Genomic DNA, 15,803 nt, shown 5'->3' with positions numbered 1-15,803 from the left:
CCCGTCACTGGCCCTGCGCGGCGAAATAGCCCGCCACGGCGGCGGCGATCAGGCCCAGCGTCACCGCCAGGGCAATCTTCCAGGCCGACCAGGGCCGTTCGCCCGAGACCTTTCCGGTCTGCCCGTTGACGACGAACCGGTAGGTCTTGCCGCGGAACTTGTAGGCGGCCAGCCAGACCGGCAGCAGGATATGCTTGAAGGTGACATCGGCGATCTCGGTGTCGATGGCGTGGACGCGCTGCCGGTCGCCGCCAATGTCGAATTTCACGTCGCGCTCGATGGTGCGGTCCATGACCGCACGGGCCTGCGCGAAGCCGTCTTCCAGCGTCACGGTGTAGCTCTCAGCGCGGAACCCGGCCAGGTAGGCGGGTGTGTAGGGCTCCAGCCCCGAGAGATCCCAGGGCGCGAGCGCGTCGGTGTGGCGCCGGGGCAGCGACGCCGCGGCCAGCACCAGCACGTCGTCGAAAGCCCGCGCCACCCGCCCCGCGACCGGCGTCCAGCTTACCCGCGCCACCCGGACCTCGGCGCGCTTGCCGTCGCGCATCACCGTGCGGGTCTCGTAATAGACCGTGCCGCGTTCGCCCCGATAGTGCGAGGCCGTGTCGGCGTCATAGGTCCAGAAGGGCACGTAGATGCCCTGCATCCGCCGGCCCTTGCGCGCGTACTCCTTGAGGCCGTCGGGCGCAAACCAGAGCCGGCCCAACCAGCCGGTCATCGCCTTGCGCGCGGCGGGCTCGTCCAGCGCGAAGGGGACCAGCGCGCGTGGCTTGATCTGGCGGCTGCGCCCGGTATCGGTGACGACCGGGCTGGCGCAGAACGGGCATTTGGCGGCGTGCAGGTCGGCGTCGAATTCCACATCCGCCCCGCAATTGGTGCAATGGACGATGCGCGCCTCGGCCATCTCAGCCTCGGGCAGGCGGGCCTCCAGCGCCGCGCGGAAGTCGAGTTCCCGGATCGCCTGCGTGCTGCGGCCCGCGCCGTCGATCGGGGTCTCGTTGCCGCAATGGTCGCAGAGCATCCGACGCCCCGCCGGATCGTAGCGCATATCCGCGCCGCAGGCGTCGCAGGGAAAGCGGTGGATATGCTCCGGTACTGGGGGCTGGGTCGGGGGCATCGCGGGCGGCTCTCGGGCGGCGGAAGGGGCGCGCGGCGGCTCTCAGGCAGCGGGCGGCGGCGGGGGCGGCGGCATCACGGTGAAAAGCTGCGCCAGTTCCGCCACGTCCTCGGCACGCTGCCAGCCGTCCTGTCCGGGCGTCCAGACCAGGCTGTCGCGGCCGAGCTTGCCCTCGACGGCCATGCGCCCCAGCGCGGCCTTGGAATAGGGGCCATGCGTCGCGCCGTTCTCGGCGATGTGCCAGACATGCTCCACAGGCGGTGGAGGCGGCGGCGGGGTGGCGCCCCATGGGCCCTGGCGCGCCGCCATCTGCCCGGCCATCGCCATGCCCAGACCTGCGCCCAGCCCCGCGCCCATGCCGCCCCCGCCTGAGGGGTTCTCGGCAGCGGAGGTCATCGCCTCGGCGGTGGAATACTGCGTGAAACGGTCCAGATCGCCCACCAGCCCCATCGAGGTGCGCTTGTCGAGTGCCTTCTCGACCGCCGGCGGCAGCGAGATGTTCTCGATGTAAAGCTCCGGGATCGCCAGTCCATATTCCTTGAGCGTCGGCGCGATCTCCTCGGCAATCACGCGGCCCAGATCGGCGGTGTTGGCGGCCATGTCGAGCACCGGGATGCCCGAGCGCGCAACGGCGCGGGAAAACTCCTGCACGATGATGTTGCGGATCTGGAAGCTGATCTCGTCCATGGTGAACTCGCCGTCGGTGCCCACGATCTCGACCAGGAACCGCGCCGGATCGACGACGCGCACCGCGTAGGTGCCATAGGCGCGGATGCGCGTCGGGCCGAATTCCGGATCGCGCAGCATGATCGGGTTCTTGGTACCCCATTTGAGATTGGCGAACCGAGTGGTGTTGATGAAGTAGATCTCGGACTTGAAGGGCGAGCGGAAGCCGTGATCCCAGTGCTGGAGCGTAGTCAGCACCGGCATGTTGTTGGTCTCCAGCATGTAGAGACCGGGGGTGAAGACATCCGCCAACTGGCCTTCATGCACGAAGACCGCGGCCTGGCCCTCGCGCACCGTCAGCTTGGCACCGTACTTGATCTCGTGGCCCTCGCGCTCGAACCGCCAGACCAGCGTGTCGCGGCTGTCGTCCACCCAGTGGATGACGTCGATGAACTCGCCACTCAGGAAATCGAAAATGCCCATCACGCGTCCCCTTCCTTTTTCTCATGTATTCTTGAGAGCATCTCTTCCATTTCTTTCTCATGCTGCGCGGTGCTTTTGGCAAGTACTCGCAGCTGACCGCCCTCTGTCGCTCTCGTTAAATCCTTTGAGAGCCTCTCAAGAGATTTTGCGATGACAGCCATTGGTGGTGAATGCGCCATCTGATGGTGAAGCTCTCTTACATCAATTATTTGAGTCGAAGAGTACCAATTCTCCTCGATATCTTGATATTTAACAGAAATATGGAATGGTCTTATTGGCTCATCACCTAAAAGGCGATGTCCTACGCCAAAATTGTATTGAACAGATTGGTTTTGCTTTATGACTCGAATCGGGTGCGTAAGGTTGCGAAGATTTGTGGTAACCCGACTCTCGTCAAAATCATCATCATTCTTGTCAAAAGATAGAGTTACATTCAATGCTGCACCTGCGCCGACGTTGCTTACTTCAAAGGTGATCATCATGGGCGCGTCGGATCGTTTGCCTAGATGAACCAAAATAACAGGGTCAGTTCCGGCTTGTCGAATTCGTCTCTGTTCAAAAAGCGCGTTATAAGAGATCAGAAGCGATACGAGTGCGACTGCCAAGGCCAGGAACGCAGGCGCCGCATTTAAAAACTCGTTCTTCGTTACCTCGATTTCAAGAAAATGTATGGACAGGTAACTTGCCAGGCAGAGCACAAGGCCAACAACCACGCCAAGAGCAAACCGACCTTCAGATAAAACTGAATGCTTTGATTTGGTTTCAGTTTTTCGAAGAAATTTTCCCTTACCGGTCATTGATATTTCCTAACTCGCCCCCTCGCCCATCAACTCCGCCGCGATCGTGCTTACGATAGGGCGGGCCTCGGCGGGGGTCATGCCCAGCCGCAGGCGCCGGTCATAGAGGATTTGCAGGAGCAATTCGTCATGCTCGGTCAGCAGGGCGAATTCCTCGTCGTCGTTGAAGATCGAGGGGCGCGCCACGGGGCTGTCATTGGCCAGCCCCATTGCCTGCGCGATCTCCTCGTGGATGCAGGAGAGGCGCAGCAGATCCGGATGCTCCGCCTTCACCAGCACGACGGCGGCGGTGTAGGCGTGGTTGCTCTTGCGCTCCGACAGCGCGTAGGCGGCGCAGAAGGTGCTGCGCGGACTGTGAGTGATCTCGTTGACGACGGTCGGGCTGATGCGCGGCACGAGTTCCTCCAGCCGCGGGCCGATGGTCCGCTGCTCGTCACGGTTGAGGAAGAGCACGATGAAATTCGCGGGCCCTTCGGTCAGGCCGATGCGGTGGCCCGTCAGCCGGGCAATGCGCGCGTTGTAGGTTTCGACATTGCGGCGGTCGCGGGCGCGCTGTTCGTCGGTGACCGAAGGCCCGAAGACCAGCCGCATGCGGATCGGCACTTCCCAGCGCCGCAGCCGGCTTGGGGTCTGGCGCTGCACGAATGTCCCCGATTGCAGCGCGTATTCGTCGTAAAGCGCGATGCGTTCGAAATTCTCCACCAGATTGCGGGTGGAGAAATAGGTATCCGGCCCGCCACCGTCGCGGCGCAGGAGCCCCTGCGACAGAAGCCGCGCCTGGACGCCGCCATAATAGGCCGCCAGCCGGCGGCTTTCCTCCGACGGCTCGCCCGCGTCGAGGCGGGGTTCCGCCGGCTCTATCGCGACCGGCCCCATCGGGTCGCAGGCCGCCAGCGCCAGACCAAGGGTCAGCGCCAGCGCGCCGCGTCGAAGAATCTCCGGTTTGCGTCGGGTCACGAAAACCGTCATGCAGGCGGAACGCTGGTGCCGGAACTGTAGCCCGCGGCGCTGTCTCTGGCCTTGGCGGCCGACAGGGTTTCGCGCAACTCACCCTCCATCTTCCTGAGCTCTTCCTCAGCCGCGGCGCGCTTGGCCTTTCCTTCATCCGCGATGGCCAGGCTTTCCTCGATCGTGGCGATCAGGTCGGCATTGGCCTGTTTCACGGCCTCGATGTCGAAGACGCCGCGCTCCATCTCCTCGCGGACGGTGCGATTGGCCTCCTTGAGGTTCCTGGAGTTCGCGGTCAGCAATTCGTTGGTCAGGTCGGTGGCCTCGCGCACCGCCTTGGCCGCGTCGGCGGAACGCTGGATCGTCAGCGCCTGTGCGAGTTGCGTTTCCCAGAGCGGGACCGTGTTGACCAGTGTCGAGTTGATCTTGGTCACCAGGCTCTTGTCGTTTTCCTGGACCAGCCGGATCGAGGGCAGCGATTGCATCGTGACCTGACGGGTCAGTTTCAGGTCGTGGACCCGGCGCTCCAGATCGTCGCGGGCGGCGCGCAGGTCGCGCAATTCCTGCGCCTTGATGACGCCTTCGTTTTCCGGGGCGTCCTCGGCTTCCTGGGCCTTGGCGGGGATTAGGCTGGCGTCCAACTCGCCCAGCTTGGCCTCGCCCGCGGCAATATAGAGCGCAAGTTCGTCGTAGAAATCGAGCGTCTTCTCGTAGAGCTTGTCGAGCGACTTGATGTCCTTGAGCAGCATGTGCTCATGGCCCAGCAGGTTATCGGTGATGCGGTCGATCTGGCGCTGCACGGTCTCATAGCGGGCCATCAGTTCGTGGATCGGTTTGGCCTTGCCCAGGAGCCGCTCCCACCAGGAAAGCTTGCGGTTGGGGTCCAACTCGTCGACCGAGAAGCCTCTCAGCGTGCCCACCATCTCGCGCAGCGAGTCGCCGGCGGGGCCGACATCCTTGTTGCGCACATCGGCCAGCATCGCCTGGCTGATCTGCTGCAATTCCGCTTGGGCACGGCTGCCGAAGGCAACGATGGAATTCGTGTCGCCCATGTCGATCTCATCCATGCGTTTGCGGATTTCCGCGGCAGCGGGTGCCTCTGCCTTCTCTAGCGGCACGATCTCGGTGCCCGGCTCCGGCAATATGGCGGCACTCAGCGCCTCGACCTCGCGAAGCTCGGCTTCGGCCTTCTGGCGAACGGTGTCAGACATGTACGTGCTCCATCACTGCATTCATTTCTGGGGGCGGACGCCTTCGCGCGCAAGCCGTTCGCGCAGCACCTCGATCTCGACTTCGAAATCGGTGCGATTATCAGCCATCAGCGCTTTGGTGCGAGTCTGGAAATTCGCTTCCAGATCGTCCAGCAGCGCGACGAAATCGGCGCGGTCCTCGGGCGCGGGGTTGCGGGCGCGCAACTCCGAGAGTTTCTGCGCCGCGTCCCGCGCACCGATCAGGTAGACGCCGAGATAGCGCCGCGCGGCGGTCAGGTCGCGGGGGTCCTGCTCGACGGTGCGGAACATGTCGCGCGCGGTGGCCTGGAAACGCTCCACCCGGTCCTCCAGCGCGCGGTCCCCGAGGCCGGCAATGGCGGTGCGCATGGCGCGCAAATGCGCCTCGGCCTCGTCCACGGCGCGCGCCACCCGGTCGCCGGCATGGGCGTCGAACCCGTCCATGCCCTTGTTCCGCAGCGGGTCGATCCCGAATGAAAGCAGATGCAGCCCCGCGCCGATCAGGGCATAGATCGCGGGGCCGATCACCGCACCGCCGGTCTGCCAGGCGGCAAGGAATATTCCCGCGCCGGTCAGCACCGAGGCGAAGATCTTGCGCGGAATGGCGGGCCGCCGCGCAACCTTGCGCGCGTCATAGACATCCTCGGCCCTCAGTCCTTCGCGCAGGAGCCAGGCTGCCAGGACCAGCGTCCCGAAGGCCGCCAGATCGACGGCCATGCCCGCAGGACCGGCACCGAAGGCGGTGAAGAGCAACGGCAGCGGGGCGAGAAAGAGCAGGTTGACCCGCGCGCCCGCACGCGGCACGCGCTGGCCTTTCAGGGGCCGCGCCGGGGCAGATTCCTCGGCGCGCTCCGCGCCGGGGCTGAACTGGCCGCCATAGCGCTGCGCCATCAGGGACCGGCTCCGAGCAGGCCCGACGCCACGGCGACGATCAGGACCAGAAGCACCGCATAGGCGATCTTCTGCAAGGATGTGGCGGTCATGTCTGCCCCCTGGCAATCGGCGCCGAATGAACTCACCCGTTTATACGCGATGCAGCATGGCCTTGCCAGCCGCGAAACCCGGCTGCGCAAGTGATTGCCAGATCAGTGCTTTACGCGGAGGTCGTGGCGGGTTGGCCAGCGCTGTTTCGCGGCGCTCAGCGCCGGCGTTTGCGGCGCGCGGGGGCGGGCTTGGCCGGCGTGGGTTTTGCAGGCTCCAGCCCGAGTTGCTCGCGCAGGACGCGGGGGCGCACCTCCTCCACTGCGCCGGGGGCAAGTTCCCCAAGCTGGAACGGCCCGTAGGAAACGCGGATCAGCCGATTCACGGTCAGGCCCACGGCTTCCATCGCGCGGCGGATCTCGCGGTTCTTGCCCTCGCGCAGACCCACCGTCAGCCAGGCGTTCGCGCCCTGCTGCCGGTCGATACTCACGATCATCGGATGGAAGCGCTCGCCATCGGCGGTCAGGCCCTTGCGCAGTGGCTCCAGCATCGCGTCGTCCGGCGCGCCCCTGACGCGCACCCGGTACTTGCGCAGCCAGCCGGTGGAGGGCAGTTCGAGCCGACGCTTGATGCCGCCATCGTTGGTGAGCAGCAGGAGGCCCTCGGAATTCAGGTCGAGCCGGCCCACGGGCATGACCCGCGGCAGGTCGGCTGGCAGGGTATCAAAGACCGTCTCGCGGCCCCTCTCGTCATGCGCCGTCGTGACCAGCCCGGTGGGCTTGTGATAGCGCCAAAGGCGCGGCGGCGCGGGCGCGGCGAGCGGCTTGCCATCGACGGTGATCCGGTCCGACCCGGTCACGTTGAGCGCGGGGCTCTCGATGGTCCTGCCGTTGACGGCCACGCGGCCCGCGGCGATCGCGGCTTCCGCCCCGCGGCGGGACGCCACACCCGCCCGCGCCAGCACCTTGGCGATGCGCTCGCCCTTTTCCGCCTCGTCGCTCATGCGCCCCCTCTAGCTCGCGATTGCGGCCGGGCCAAGCGAAACATGGCTTGCCCGCCGGGGCGCGGCTTGCCAGAAGGGTCCGATGAGCCCGTTTCAGAGCCATATGGACGCCGCCCTGGCTGAAGCCCGCGCCGCAGCCGCGCGCGGCGAGGTGCCTGTGGGCGCGGTCGTTGTCTCGCCCGCAGGCAAGATCGTGGCGGCCGCGGGCAACAGGTGCGAGGAACTGGCCGACCCCACCGCGCATGCCGAGATCCTGGCGCTGCGGGCGGCCTGCAAGGCGGCGGGCAGCCCGCGCCTGCCGGGGCACGCGCTCTATGTCACGCTGGAACCCTGCCCGATGTGCGCCGCGGCAATCGCGGCGGCGCGGATCGAGCGGCTGCTCTACGGCGCGGCCGATCCCAAGTCGGGCGGTGTCGCGCAGGGCCCGCGCATCTTCAGCCACCCGCAATGCCACCACAAGCCGCAGGTTTATGACGGGATCGGCGCGGCGGAGGCCGAAGACCTGCTCAAGCGTTTCTTCGAGGGGTTGCGCGACGGGTGAACCGGAGCGGCGCCATCCGGGTTCCGGGCTTGGCGGCGGGCCGGCCGGAAGTTCGCGATGCCCGCCTGATTGATCGGAACCTGCCGCCGCCACATGCTTGCAGTGGGCGGGAGCGGGCGCTAAACGGAGCGTCGGATGCAAGATCAGGACGGAGCCCATGTCGATTGATACCGAGACCGCCCGCCGGGTGGCGAAATTGGCCCGGATCGAGGTCGCCGAGGCGGACCTGCCGCAGCTCGCAGGTGAGCTGTCGAACATCCTGACCTTCATGGAGCAGCTCAACGAAGTCGATGTGGAGGGTGTGGAGCCGATGACATCGGTCACGCCGATGCGGCTCAAACGCCGCCGCGACGAGGTGACGGACGGCGGCTATCCCGACAAGGTTCTGTCGAACGCGCCCGACGCGCGCGAGGGCTTCTATGCCGTGCCGAAGGTGGTCGAGTGATGGGCGAGTTGACGACACTGACCATCGCCGAGGCCCGCGACCGGCTGCGCGCGGGCGACGTGAGCGCGGTCGAGCTGACCGAAGCCTGCCTGGCCGAGATCGAGGCAGCGGGCGCACTCAACGCCTTTTCGGTGACCACGGCCGAGATCGCGCGCCACCGTGCCGAACAGGCCGACGACCGGCTCAGGACCGACGCAGACGCACCGGCGATGTGTGGTATCCCGATCGGCATCAAGGATCTCTTCTGCACCCGCGGCGTGGCCAGCCAGGCGGCGTCGCGCATCCTCGACGGGTTCAGGCCGGAATACGAATCCACCGTCACCCAGAAGCTGCACGACGCCGGCGCGGTCATGCTGGGCAAGCTCAACATGGACGAGTTCGCGATGGGCTCGTCCAACGAGACCTCGACCTACGGGCCGGTCGTCAATCCGTGGCGCGCGGAGGGCTCCAACAAGGATCTGACGCCGGGCGGTTCCTCGGGCGGGTCCGCTTCGGCGGTGGCGGCCGATCTCTGCCTCGCGGCAACTGGAACGGATACCGGCGGGTCGATCCGCCAGCCCGCCGCCTTTACCGGGATCGTCGGGCTGAAACCCACCTACGGGCGCTGCTCGCGCTGGGGGATCGTGGCCTTCGCGTCGTCGCTCGACCAGGCCGGGCCGATGACCAAGACGGTGCGCGACGCGGCGATCATGTTCGGTGCGATGGCCGGGCACGATCCGAAGGACAGCACCTCGGCCGACATGGCGGTGCCGGATTTCGAGGCCGCGCTGGCCGGTGATATCCGCGGCAAGACCATCGGGTTGCCCCGCGAATACCGGATGGACGGGATGCCCGCGGAGATCGACAAGCTCTGGTCCGAAGGCGCCGAGATGCTGCGCGACGCGGGCGCGAAGACCGTCGATATCTCGCTGCCGCATACCAGATACGCGCTGCCCGCCTATTACGTGATCGCGCCCGCCGAGGCGTCCTCGAACCTGGCGCGCTATGATGGGGTGCGCTACGGTTTCCGCGCGAAGCTCGAAAAGGGCGACGGGATCACCGAAATGTACGAGCGCACCCGCGCCCAGGGCTTCGGCCCGGAGGTGCAGCGCCGGGTGATGATCGGAACCTATGTCCTGTCCGCGGGTTTCTACGACGCCTATTACCGCCGCGCGCAGCGGGTCCGCACACTCATCAAGCGCGATTTCGAGGAAGCCTTCGCTACGGGTGTCGATGCCATTCTGACCCCATCCACCCCCTCGGCAGCGTTCGGGATCGGCGACATGGCGGATGCCGATCCGGTGCAGATGTATCTCAACGATGTCTTCACCGTGACGGTGAACCTGGCCGGGCTGCCGGGCATTTCGGTTCCCGCAGGAACGGATGCGAGCGGCCTTCCGCTGGGGCTGCAGCTGATCGGCCGGCCCTGGGACGAGGCCGGTCTGCTGAACACCGCGCAGGTGCTGGAGCAGGCGGCGGGCTTTGTTTCCAAACCGGCGAAATGGTGGTAGGTAACAGAAAAACAAGAGGCGAGGCAGCCATGCGGATCTTTCTCCCCGTCATCGGATTATGTGCTCTGGCGGCCTGTGCGCCCACGGTTCCCGAAAGCGGCCAGGGCGTGGGCTTCGGCGACTACGACAGCTATCTCGAGGCGGAACGCGCGCGCGAGGCCGAACTGCGTGGCCAGCCGGTGCCTGACGGGCCGGTGATCTCGGACGAGGCGCCCGAGACGCACCCCCCCGGCACCGCCCCGCAGGAACAGCAGGTGGCGATCGACACCGACAATCCGGGCATTTCGCGCAGCCAGAGCTTCGAGGTCGTCTCGGAGCGCGAGACGATCGAGTCCGACGCGGCCAAGATACGCGCCCAGCGCGAACAGTACGAATTCGCCAAGCCCAAGCCCCTGCCGGAACGCGACAGCAAGGTCAACGTGGCGCAGTTCGCGCTCTCCACCGTGCATTCGGTGGGCGAGAAGAAATACAATCGCAGCCCCTTCGGCGGGCTTTCGACCAAGCGGCGCTGCGCGCGCTACGGCACACCCAACGATGCGCAGCAGGCATTCCTGGATGCGGGCGGGCCGCGCAATGACCGGCTGGGGCTCGATCCGGATGGCGACGGCTTCGCCTGCGACTGGTCGCCCGAGGTGTTCCGCCAGATGGTCGAATGACCGGCGCGCCGGGGCCGTGATGGAGCCGCTGGCGCATCCCTCGCCCAATTTCGGTCCGCGACGCGGAGGCGCGCGGCCGGACATGGTGGTACTCCATTACACCGCGATGCCCAGCACCGGGGCAGCCCTGGCGCGGCTCTGCGATCCGGCGACGGAGGTTTCCTGCCACTATCTTGTCTCGGAGAGCGGGACGGTCCTGCACCTGGTGGCCGAGGAAGACCGCGCCTGGCATGCTGGCGCCGGGGCCTGGGGCGAGGTCAGCGACGTGAATTCGCGCTCCATCGGGATCGAACTGGCCAATCCGGGGGGCGCGCCCTTCCCGGCGCCGCAGATGACCGCGCTGGAGGCGCTGCTGGCGGGCGTAGTCGCGCGCTGGGGGATCGTGCCTGAGCGCGTCATCGGGCATTCCGACGTGGCGCCGGGGCGCAAAAGCGATCCGGGGCCGAAATTCGACTGGCGGCGGCTGGCCTGCCAGGGGCTTTCGGTCTGGCCCGGCGCGCGCGATGCGGCCGGCGCGTCCTTTGCCGCGCTGGCGCGGCGCGCGGGCTATGTCTGGACGGCGGGCGACGTGACGGCCGAGGCGGCGGTTCTGGCGGCCTTCCGCCAGCGCTTCCGCCCCGCGGCGCGCGGCCCGCTGGCGATTGAGGACATGGAACGGCTGGCCGACCTGGCGGCGCGCTGGCCGGTTGCGCTTGACCGGAACTCGGCCAGCCCCTAGATGGGCAGGGCGCGGATGGCCGGATGGCCACGTGTCCCGGATTCGTCCGGAATGCGAGGAAAGTCCGGACTCCATGAAGCAACGGTGCCGGGTAACGCCCGGCCGGGGAAACCCGAGGGAAAGCGCCACAGAAAACAGGTGGCCCCGGCTTCGGCCGGGGTGACAGTGAAACGGTGGGGTAAGAGCCCACCGCGGGACGGGCAACCGGACCGGCACGGCAAGCCCCACCGGGAGCAATGCCGAATAGGGGCCTCGCGTCCCGGAGCGATCCGGGGCAGGGCGGCTTCGGCCCAGAGGTCCGGGTTGGCAGCTAGACCCCGGCGGCGACGCCGGGGCCAGATGAATGGCCATCCAGGGCGCGGCGCAAGCGGCGCCCGGACAGGATCCGGCTTACAGGCCATCCGCGCGCACCGATCCGGCGGAAGCGCCGCCCGCGAGGGCGGGTGCCTCCGGCGGGGATGTTTTCGGCAAAAAGAATGGGCGCGGTCAGCGCCCCAGCGCCACGCCTTCGCGGCGCGGATCGGCGCCACCTTGCAGATCGTCGCCGATCGCGATGGCGTGGAGGCCGGAGACGAGCGGGGTGAGGCCGGTTTCGAAGCCGAGCGCCTCCAGCGGGGTCTGGAGAGCCATCGCGCTGCTGCCGGCCTCGATCTCGAAAGCGCCGAACCGGTTCAAAAGATGCGGCATCGCCACCGCCTGCTGCACGTCCATGCCCCAGTCGAGATGCGCGATGAGGGCCTGCGCGACATAGCCGATGATCCGGCTGCCGCCGGGCGAGCCCAGCACCAGGACCGGCGCGCCGTCCTCCATCACGATGGTGGGCGACATCGACGAGCGCGGCCGCTTGCCGGGGGCAAGCGCATTGGCGATGGGCCGGCCGCCGGAATGGGTGGCGAAGGAGAAATCCGTCAACTCGTTATTGAGCAGGAAGCCGTTGGTCATCAGCCGCGAGCCGAAGCCGTTCTCGATGGTCGTTGTCATGGCCAGCGCGTTGCCATAGCTGTCGACGATGGAGATATGGCTGGTGGAGGGCAACTCGATCGCGATGTCGTCGGCGCGCCGGAGCGCGTGGTCGAATTCGGGTTCTCCAGGCGCTGCCTCGTCCAGCGCGCGCGTTCCGCGCAGGAGCGCCGCCCGGTCTCGCAGGTAGTCCGGCGCGATCAGTCCCTTCACCGGAACCGCTACGAAATCGCTGTCGGCCATGTAGCGGCCGCGATCGGCGAAGGCCAGGCGCGAGGCGTCGCCGATGAGCCGCCAAGCCTCGGCCGACCGGGGCCCGAGCGCGGCGAGATCGAAGGGCTCCACGAGACCCAGGATCTGGCCCAGCGTCAGCGCCCCGGAGGAGGGCGGCCCCATGCCGCAGACCTGCCGGCCGCGATAGGGCGCGCAGACCGGCGGGCGTTCGCGCACCCGGTAGAGCGCCAGATCGGTCATCGAGAGCGTGCCGGGATTGTCCGACGCGCCCTGGACCGTGGCCACGATGTCGCGCGCGATGGCGCCGGTATAGAAGGCCCGCGCCCCGTCGCGCGCGATGGCGCGCAGCGTGGCCGCATAGGCGGGGTTGCGCAGCCGATGGCCGGGTGTCGGCCGCACGCCGCCGGGCAGGAAATAGGGCCGGGCGGTTTCGCTTTTCATCAGGTTCAGCATGTCGCCGGCCACCATCGCCGCGAGACGCGGCGAGACCTCGAAGCCGTCCTCGGCCAGTCCGATCGCGGCGTCGAAGAGTCCGGCCCAGTTGGCCCTGCCCCAGCGGCGGTGGGCCTCCTCCAGCAGCGCGGGCGTTCCCGGCGTGCCGACCGAGCGGCCGCCGATCACCGCGTCGAAGAATTCCATCGGCGCGCCGTTTTCGTCCTGGAAGAGCCGCGGCGTCGCATCGAGCGGCGCGGTCTCGCGCCCGTCCAGCGTGGTCAGCGCGCCCGTCGCCGCGTCGTACCAGACCAGGAACGCCCCGCCGCCCAGGCCCGAGGATTGCGGCTCCACCAGCCCCAGCACGGCCTGGACTGCGACCATCGCGTCGGCCGCGCTGCCGCCACGGGCCAGCACCTCGGCCCCGGCCTCGGCGGCCAGCGGATGCGCGGCCGCGACCATCCAGTCGTGCGCACGCACCGGGCGGCCCGCTTGCTTGGCCTCCAGCGCGGCCTGGGTCTGCGGGTGCTGCGCGCTCTGCGCCAGCTCGGACGGGCCCTCGGGGGCGACGGCATCGGCGGCCTGCTGGGCGAAGAGCGGCAGCGCGAGGGCCGTCAGGAGGGCGCAGAGGCCGAGGGTCGTGCGGATCATGGCCCGTCTTCCGGCAGTTGAACCTGCGCCAAACCTGTCATGCAGGGTCGGGCCGGTAAAGCCCCCGGCGGGGCGGCGGGGTCACAATATCGCGGCGCCATCGGGCCTTTGCGGTTGACAGGGCCGCGCGCGCAGGTAAAAGGCGGGCTTCAAGGATTTCACGGGCGGCCCGCGCTGCCCCGTTCGACTGGAGCTCAGAGATGGCCAAACCCACCACGATCAAGATCCGCCTGAACTCGACGGCAGATACCGGCCACTTCTACGTGACCAAGAAAAACGCACGCACGATGACCGAGAAGATGACCGTACGCAAGTACGACCCGGTTGCGCGGAAGCATGTCGAGTACAAGGAAGGCAAGATCAAGTAAGCCTTCCCCCTTCACGGGACAGACATCGGGCCGCGCTGGGATCAGCGCGGCCCTTTTCGTTTTCACGTTCGCTTCGCAATGGAGGCCCGGATGCCCCGGACCCTGATACTTCGCACAGCCCTTCCGACAGACCTGCCCGCCATCGACGGGCTGCTGGCGCGCAGCTACCCGGCGCTGCTGAAGGCCGACTACCCGCCCTCGGTGCTGGTCACCGCGCTGCCCATCATCGCGCGGGCCAATCCCGCGCTCGTCGCCTCGGGTACCTATTACCTGGTGGCCGATGCAGGTGGCGCCGTGCTGGGGGCGGGCGGATGGAGCTTCGCCGCCCCGCAGGGCGGGCGCGCCGACGGAAGCACCGCGCATGTCCGGCATGTGGCGACCGACCCGGCGGCGCTGCGCCGCGGTGTCGGTCGGATGCTGATGGCGGCGGCCGTGGCGGCGGCGCGTCGGGCCGGGGCGGAGCGGCTGGAATGCCAGTCGACGCTGATGGCGGTGCCATTCTACGCCGCAATGGGGCTGGAGACGCTGGGCGAGATCACCGTGCGGCTACGCCCCGGCATCGACTTTCCCGCGGTGCGGATGCAGCGCGCGCTCTAGGCCCGTGCGCGACGCCTCAGCCCAGCAGTGCGGTGGCCAGCGCCAGCAGCGCGACGCCCTGCGCCAGCACCGTGACGAGCATTCCGTAGAAGCGGAACCGCCAGTGCAGACCGGACTGCGCGAAATAGGCGGCATGGGATACCCGCCCCAGCGTGAAGGCGGCGGCGACCGGGGCCAGCAGCGTGCCGGGCGCGCCGGCGGCCTCGGCCAGCGCCAGCACAATCAGGAAGACGGGGATCTGCTCGGCCGCGTTGGCCTGCCCGCGGATGCGCTTGAGCATCACCCGGTCGCCGCCATCGCCCAGCACGATCTTCTCGGACCGGCGGTAGAGGATGACCGACATGGTCAGCAGCAGATAGAGCGCGCCATTCGCCAGCGCGGCGGCGGAACTCACGGGCAGGGCCGGGATCGTATCCATGTGGTCGTCCTTTGCAAAGAAAAGGGCCGGTCGCGGGGACCGGCCCTCGGAAGCGGGATGTCGGCGGGTGTTACTCGCGCCCGCCCATGAATTGCAACAGGAACATGAACATGTTCAGGAAGTCGAGATAGAGGCGCAGGGCCCCCATGATCGCCGACTTGCCGAGCCAGACCTGGTCGCCATGCGCGGCATGCTGGATGTATTCGTTCTTGATCGACTGTGTGTCATAGGCAGTCAGACCGGCGAAGATCAGGACGCCAAGCGCGGAGACCGCGAACATCACCGCCTCGGATTGCAGGAAGATGTTGACGATCATCGCGACGATCAGGCCGATCACACCCATGATCAGGAACGAGCCCCAGCCGGAGATATCCTTCTTCGTGGTGTAGCCCCACAGGCTGAGCCCCGCGAAGGCGATCGCCGTCACGAGGAAGGTCTGGGCGATGGAAATGCCCGTGAAGACCGCGAAGATATAGCTGATCGACAGGCCCATCAGCGCGGAGAAGAGCCAGAACACCGCCTGCGCGGCGCCCACGGAGAGACGGTTGATCATGGCACTGAAACCAAAGACCACGATCAGCGGTGCGAACATCACCAGCCATTTCAGCGGGGTGCCGAAGATCTGTGCCAGCAGCGCATCGTTGTTGCCCACCACGAAAGCCACGCCGCCGGTGATGAGCATCGCCACGGACATCAGCCCGTAGACCTTGTTCATATGGGCGCGAAGCCCTTCGTCGATCTGGGTCGTCCGGGCACCGGCACCTGTCTGCCGGATGGTCTCGAACTCGGCCATGTCTGCACTCTCCTTGTCTGATCCTGCGGCAACCGCCCGGATGGGCGGTTACCTTCGGATAGGCATATTGGCGCAGTCGCGCAGGTTTTCAAGCATTCCCTGCCGTTATCCCGGCTATTTCAGCCAATTCTCCGGCACGTCCCAGATCGGACGACGCGCCTCGCGCAGGGCCTCGGCGCGGTTCACCCCGATATCGTCGAGCATGTGGTCATCGAGACGGGCGAGTTTGCGGCGTTCCCTGTGCTGCCTGAAGACCCGCAGGATGAGGCCAGGCAGGGAGATGCGGCGAACCCGGCCCGGATTGACGGCGGTGCGGATGCGTGTGGTCATGGCTCTCTC

The 15,803-nt window shown here is 67.3% G+C and carries 18 protein-coding genes and 1 other RNA gene; 8 read left to right on the top strand and 11 right to left on the bottom strand.

Translation table 11 applies throughout. The features are described from left to right. Window positions 1-4 precede the first annotated feature (4 nt). The 7 genes from DDZ14_RS03585 to DDZ14_RS03560 form a co-directional block, all read right to left on the bottom strand. Window positions 5-1,114 carry a primosomal protein N' (replication factor Y) - superfamily II helicase gene (locus DDZ14_RS03585; protein ID WP_109423567.1) on the bottom strand — a complete coding sequence of 370 codons (1,110 nt, stop codon included), beginning with the start codon at window positions 1,112-1,114 and terminating at the stop codon, window positions 5-7. A 42-nt stretch (window positions 1,115-1,156) separates the two neighbouring features. Further along, window positions 1,157-2,263, bottom strand: coding sequence for an SPFH domain-containing protein (locus DDZ14_RS03580; RefSeq protein ID WP_109423566.1), 1,107 nt, complete (start codon window positions 2,261-2,263; stop codon window positions 1,157-1,159). Then, complete coding sequence (locus DDZ14_RS19310) at window positions 2,263-3,060, bottom strand: hypothetical protein (RefSeq protein ID WP_146193076.1); 798 nt, start codon at window positions 3,058-3,060, stop codon at window positions 2,263-2,265. The genes DDZ14_RS03580 and DDZ14_RS19310 overlap by 1 nt, the downstream gene beginning before the upstream one ends. Before the next feature lie 9 nt (window positions 3,061-3,069). After that, window positions 3,070-3,936: a DUF2927 domain-containing protein gene (locus tag DDZ14_RS03575; protein ID WP_369914457.1), complete on the bottom strand. Its 867-nt coding sequence runs from the start codon at window positions 3,934-3,936 to the stop codon at window positions 3,070-3,072. 89 nt (window positions 3,937-4,025) lie between these two features. Continuing rightward, window positions 4,026-5,219, bottom strand: coding sequence for a toxic anion resistance protein (locus DDZ14_RS03570; RefSeq protein ID WP_109423564.1), 1,194 nt, complete (start codon window positions 5,217-5,219; stop codon window positions 4,026-4,028). Between the two features lie 21 nt (window positions 5,220-5,240). Next, window positions 5,241-6,128, bottom strand: a complete 888-nt coding sequence (locus DDZ14_RS03565) for a 5-bromo-4-chloroindolyl phosphate hydrolysis family protein (RefSeq protein WP_109423563.1) — start codon at window positions 6,126-6,128, stop codon at window positions 5,241-5,243. A gap of 247 nt (window positions 6,129-6,375) precedes the next feature. Next, the gene (locus DDZ14_RS03560) at window positions 6,376-7,161 is read right to left on the bottom strand and encodes a pseudouridine synthase (protein WP_109423562.1); all 786 of its coding nucleotides are present in this window, start codon (window positions 7,159-7,161) and stop codon (window positions 6,376-6,378) included. An 82-nt stretch (window positions 7,162-7,243) separates the two neighbouring features. Here DDZ14_RS03560 and DDZ14_RS03555 point away from each other — a divergent pair, with 82 nt between their 5' ends. From DDZ14_RS03555 to rnpB, 6 genes are all read left to right on the top strand, one after another. Then, entirely contained in the window at window positions 7,244-7,702 is a 459-nt protein-coding gene (locus DDZ14_RS03555; protein WP_199221276.1) for a nucleoside deaminase, read from the top strand. A 157-nt stretch (window positions 7,703-7,859) separates the two neighbouring features. Then, window positions 7,860-8,147: an Asp-tRNA(Asn)/Glu-tRNA(Gln) amidotransferase subunit GatC gene (gene gatC / locus DDZ14_RS03550; RefSeq protein ID WP_109423560.1), complete on the top strand. Its 288-nt coding sequence runs from the start codon at window positions 7,860-7,862 to the stop codon at window positions 8,145-8,147. Then, complete coding sequence (gatA, locus tag DDZ14_RS03545; protein WP_109423559.1) at window positions 8,147-9,637, top strand: Asp-tRNA(Asn)/Glu-tRNA(Gln) amidotransferase subunit GatA; 1,491 nt, start codon at window positions 8,147-8,149, stop codon at window positions 9,635-9,637. The genes gatC and gatA overlap by 1 nt, the downstream gene beginning before the upstream one ends. A 29-nt stretch (window positions 9,638-9,666) precedes the next feature. Further along, on the top strand, window positions 9,667-10,293 hold the full coding sequence (locus DDZ14_RS03540) for a hypothetical protein (protein WP_109423558.1): 627 nt from the start codon (window positions 9,667-9,669) through the stop codon (window positions 10,291-10,293). Window positions 10,294-10,312: 19 nt separating this feature from the next. Beyond that, a complete protein-coding gene (locus DDZ14_RS03535; protein WP_233252463.1) occupies window positions 10,313-11,011 on the top strand; it encodes an N-acetylmuramoyl-L-alanine amidase in 699 nt (232 codons plus the stop codon). An 11-nt stretch (window positions 11,012-11,022) separates the two neighbouring features. Next, window positions 11,023-11,420, top strand: an RNA gene (gene rnpB / locus DDZ14_RS03530) — RNase P RNA component class A. A gap of 77 nt (window positions 11,421-11,497) precedes the next feature. Here the strand turns inward: rnpB and ggt are convergent. After that, a complete protein-coding gene (ggt, locus tag DDZ14_RS03525; RefSeq protein ID WP_109423556.1) occupies window positions 11,498-13,288 on the bottom strand; it encodes a gamma-glutamyltransferase in 1,791 nt (596 codons plus the stop codon). A gap of 200 nt (window positions 13,289-13,488) precedes the next feature. Between ggt and rpmG the strand changes: the two genes are divergently transcribed. After that, on the top strand, window positions 13,489-13,656 hold the full coding sequence (rpmG, locus tag DDZ14_RS03520; protein WP_008330537.1) for a 50S ribosomal protein L33: 168 nt from the start codon (window positions 13,489-13,491) through the stop codon (window positions 13,654-13,656). A 90-nt stretch (window positions 13,657-13,746) separates the two neighbouring features. After that, the gene (locus DDZ14_RS03515; protein WP_109423696.1) at window positions 13,747-14,253 is read left to right on the top strand and encodes a GNAT family N-acetyltransferase; all 507 of its coding nucleotides are present in this window, start codon (window positions 13,747-13,749) and stop codon (window positions 14,251-14,253) included. Window positions 14,254-14,269: 16 nt separating this feature from the next. On the opposite strand, the gene DDZ14_RS03510 is transcribed toward DDZ14_RS03515, so the two are convergent. The 3 genes from DDZ14_RS03510 to DDZ14_RS03500 form a co-directional block, all read right to left on the bottom strand. After that, window positions 14,270-14,671 carry an MAPEG family protein gene (locus DDZ14_RS03510; RefSeq protein WP_109423555.1) on the bottom strand — a complete coding sequence of 134 codons (402 nt, stop codon included), beginning with the start codon at window positions 14,669-14,671 and terminating at the stop codon, window positions 14,270-14,272. Window positions 14,672-14,741: 70 nt separating this feature from the next. Further along, the gene (locus DDZ14_RS03505) at window positions 14,742-15,464 is read right to left on the bottom strand and encodes a Bax inhibitor-1/YccA family protein (RefSeq protein WP_109423554.1); all 723 of its coding nucleotides are present in this window, start codon (window positions 15,462-15,464) and stop codon (window positions 14,742-14,744) included. 114 nt (window positions 15,465-15,578) lie between these two features. Beyond that, entirely contained in the window at window positions 15,579-15,794 is a 216-nt protein-coding gene (locus DDZ14_RS03500; protein WP_109423553.1) for a DUF1127 domain-containing protein, read from the bottom strand. Window positions 15,795-15,803 lie beyond the last annotated feature (9 nt).

Origin of the sequence: Maritimibacter sp. 55A14 (genome assembly GCF_003122205.1) — a bacterium.
GTDB lineage: Bacteria > Pseudomonadota > Alphaproteobacteria > Rhodobacterales > Rhodobacteraceae > QEYE01.
Note: the sequence above shows the minus strand (reverse complement) of the source record. Positions and strands in the feature narration are given on the sequence as shown.

Excerpts from the sequence above, each read along its gene's own strand:
- DDZ14_RS03585 (WP_109423567.1), bottom strand. The coding sequence starts at position 1,114 with ATGCCCCCGACCCAGCCCCCAGTACCGGAGCATATCCACCGCTTTCCC.
- DDZ14_RS03580 (WP_109423566.1), bottom strand. The coding sequence starts at position 2,263 with ATGGGCATTTTCGATTTCCTGAGTGGCGAGTTCATCGACGTCATCCAC.
- DDZ14_RS19310 (WP_146193076.1), bottom strand. The coding sequence starts at position 3,060 with ATGACCGGTAAGGGAAAATTTCTTCGAAAAACTGAAACCAAATCAAAG.
- DDZ14_RS03575 (WP_369914457.1), bottom strand. The coding sequence starts at position 3,936 with ATGGGGCCGGTCGCGATAGAGCCGGCGGAACCCCGCCTCGACGCGGGC.
- DDZ14_RS03570 (WP_109423564.1), bottom strand. The coding sequence starts at position 5,219 with ATGTCTGACACCGTTCGCCAGAAGGCCGAAGCCGAGCTTCGCGAGGTC.
- DDZ14_RS03565 (WP_109423563.1), bottom strand. The coding sequence starts at position 6,128 with ATGGCGCAGCGCTATGGCGGCCAGTTCAGCCCCGGCGCGGAGCGCGCC.
- DDZ14_RS03560 (WP_109423562.1), bottom strand. The coding sequence starts at position 7,161 with ATGAGCGACGAGGCGGAAAAGGGCGAGCGCATCGCCAAGGTGCTGGCG.
- DDZ14_RS03555 (WP_199221276.1), top strand. The coding sequence starts at position 7,244 with ATGAGCCCGTTTCAGAGCCATATGGACGCCGCCCTGGCTGAAGCCCGC.
- gatC (WP_109423560.1), top strand. The coding sequence starts at position 7,860 with ATGTCGATTGATACCGAGACCGCCCGCCGGGTGGCGAAATTGGCCCGG.
- gatA (WP_109423559.1), top strand. The coding sequence starts at position 8,147 with ATGGGCGAGTTGACGACACTGACCATCGCCGAGGCCCGCGACCGGCTG.
- DDZ14_RS03540 (WP_109423558.1), top strand. The coding sequence starts at position 9,667 with ATGCGGATCTTTCTCCCCGTCATCGGATTATGTGCTCTGGCGGCCTGT.
- DDZ14_RS03535 (WP_233252463.1), top strand. The coding sequence starts at position 10,313 with ATGGAGCCGCTGGCGCATCCCTCGCCCAATTTCGGTCCGCGACGCGGA.
- ggt (WP_109423556.1), bottom strand. The coding sequence starts at position 13,288 with ATGATCCGCACGACCCTCGGCCTCTGCGCCCTCCTGACGGCCCTCGCG.
- rpmG (WP_008330537.1), top strand. The coding sequence starts at position 13,489 with ATGGCCAAACCCACCACGATCAAGATCCGCCTGAACTCGACGGCAGAT.
- DDZ14_RS03515 (WP_109423696.1), top strand. The coding sequence starts at position 13,747 with ATGCCCCGGACCCTGATACTTCGCACAGCCCTTCCGACAGACCTGCCC.
- DDZ14_RS03510 (WP_109423555.1), bottom strand. The coding sequence starts at position 14,671 with ATGGATACGATCCCGGCCCTGCCCGTGAGTTCCGCCGCCGCGCTGGCG.
- DDZ14_RS03505 (WP_109423554.1), bottom strand. The coding sequence starts at position 15,464 with ATGGCCGAGTTCGAGACCATCCGGCAGACAGGTGCCGGTGCCCGGACG.
- DDZ14_RS03500 (WP_109423553.1), bottom strand. The coding sequence starts at position 15,794 with ATGACCACACGCATCCGCACCGCCGTCAATCCGGGCCGGGTTCGCCGC.